General features: G+C 66.7%; 1 protein-coding gene. It reads right to left on the bottom strand.

From position 1 onward, the window contains the following. On the bottom strand, positions 1 to 2091 hold a 2091-nt coding region (locus tag BGN98_RS14810; RefSeq protein ID WP_502687818.1), incomplete at its 3' end, for a hypothetical protein. Positions 2092 to 2113 lie beyond the last annotated feature (22 nt).

Here is a 2113-nt window from a genome sequence, read left to right as displayed (position 1 = left end):
CGAGAGCATTGCGTGTGCTAAGAGAGACACACGCGATGCAACAGACTCTGCCCACCGGTTCACAGTCGCCTTGCCGCCACCACTGACGATCAATGCGTTAGGGCTCGCACTACTCATAGCGGACACGGACGCAGCAGTGCGAGCGGCAGCAGCGGCCACATGCGCCCTCATGGGCGCAATCCACGACAACAAAACAGCGCTGTTGTCGTCGTCGTAGTCGTCGCCGTTGTCATATTCCACAACAGCGCCTGTCGGTGCTTGAGCGTACTTTGTGATGATCGATGTGGGAAGCGCATATAGTTGCTTCAGCACCCTCTCAGAGGTGGCATCAGCGTCCGCAAGCACAGCGGCGACTGCGCACACGTCTTCGGCTGCCGCCACGTCATCGTAATCGTCGCCGGTGCCGTCGCCGTTGCCGACCTGGTTGGCGCGGACGGGAAGCCACGGCCACGGGCAAAGGAGTGGGGCGGGCGGAATAGGCGGCAGCAATACGTTGCTGTTCGATGGCGACGTGCCCTTACGCCGTGCCTCGGCGTCACCGTAAAGCTCATTGCCGTCGTCATAAGCAGCATCTTCGTCTTCGTCTTCGTTGTCATCGTCGTCGTCGACCATGGTTGCCCTCCACGCAGCAAGCGCGCCTCGAGCAATTGTATCCAGTGCGTCGCCGCCCGCGCTGCTATTGTTGGGGTTGCCGCCGCCCTTGCGCAGTCCGCTTTGGCCCGCAGCACCGACGTCACGAGGGGTCACTGCAGTGACACCGCCAGCGGCAGCGGCGTTGTTGGCAGAGCCTGTGGCCAAACGCAGCGCGCTCCCGACGGCGGCGTCGAGCGCGGAGCCCACGGCTTCGCCCAGACCGCCGGTGCCCCATAATGAAGAGGCGGGAGTCTCGGCCGCGACCACTGTCACAAACGACGCCGCACCGGTGTTCGGCGCGCCATTGGCGCTGGTCGAAGGAGTGGCGAGCGAGGCCGGTTGAGCACATGCAAGGTAGATGAGCGCGTACTCTTCGAGCTCGGGTGCAGCAAGCAGAGACGGCGCATCTGCGGCTGCGGCGGCGGCGAGTGAAGTGACGGCAGTGGCGACCGCGGCGACGGACGCGGGGGCGAGCGCACGGTTGCCGGTCGCCTTGTTGGCGCTTGCAGGAGAAGCCGTCGTTGCAGTGGCGGCGACAAGAGCGCGGAGCTGCGCGTATTGCTCGCGCAACCGGTCCCCCGTCTCTTTACTATTGTCCTCGCTATGAAGCAGCGCCGCAGCCTCCTCGAGCGCGGAGCGAGCCACGGCGGCGACGCTGGCCCCGTCTGCCGCAGTGGCAGAAAGCGTGCCGGGCGCCGTGAGGGCGAGTATGCGCTGCACCAAAGTCAGGCCGCCACCGCAGCTGTCGCAGTCGTCGCCGTTGGTCGAGTCCGCGGTGGCGAGAGCGCGGAGGGCGCCCACCGCCACTAGCGGCAGCGGGAGGCGGGCGAGACTCTGCGCCAGCGCGCCCGAGTCCGCAGTGGCGACAGCCAGCGCGGCGGCGGCAGGGGTGCGCGGCTCCGCGAACAGCGATGACGGCAGCGTCGTAAGCCACGGCTGCTGCGGCGCCGCTGCGGCGGAGTGCGAGGGGTCGTGAGACGCTGCTGAGTGAGGCGCGGCGGCGTCTGCTGCAGAGGCAAACGCAGCAAGCGCCGTGAAGCGGGCAAGCGCCGCCGCAGGGGCATTGCTGCCGCTGCCGTTGCTGCTCTGCGCTTGCTGCACTTGCGGCTGCGGGTCAGAGTCCGCATGTGAAGGGGACATTGTGAGCTCGCATGCAGCCACCCCGCCCAGCGCAGAAGCCGCCGCATTCATAGCACGCCTGTCCGCGCCTGAGCACTCAGCGGCGCTGTCGTTCGCGTAGCAGTGCAGCAGCGACGCAGCCTGCGTGATGCGCGCAACTGTGAGCAGCTGCAGCGGCGTCGGAGAGGCTAGCAGCAGCCGCATCGCAGCCGCACGTGCGCTGCTGCTGTTGGGGCGCGCGCTATCAGAACCTTCTTCGTTCTCATCATAATCGTCATCCTCACCATTGTCGTTGCCGATATCACCGGTTTCGAGCCATACGAGCTCGGTCGCAGCCACCGCGCCCACCGTCGCACCGACG

The organism is Microbacterium sp. 69-7 (genome assembly GCF_001897985.1).
Taxonomy (GTDB): domain Bacteria; phylum Actinomycetota; class Actinomycetes; order Actinomycetales; family Microbacteriaceae; genus Microbacterium; species Microbacterium laevaniformans.
The sequence above is the reverse complement of the archived record's forward strand: the minus strand, read 5'-3'. Positions and strand labels throughout refer to the sequence as shown.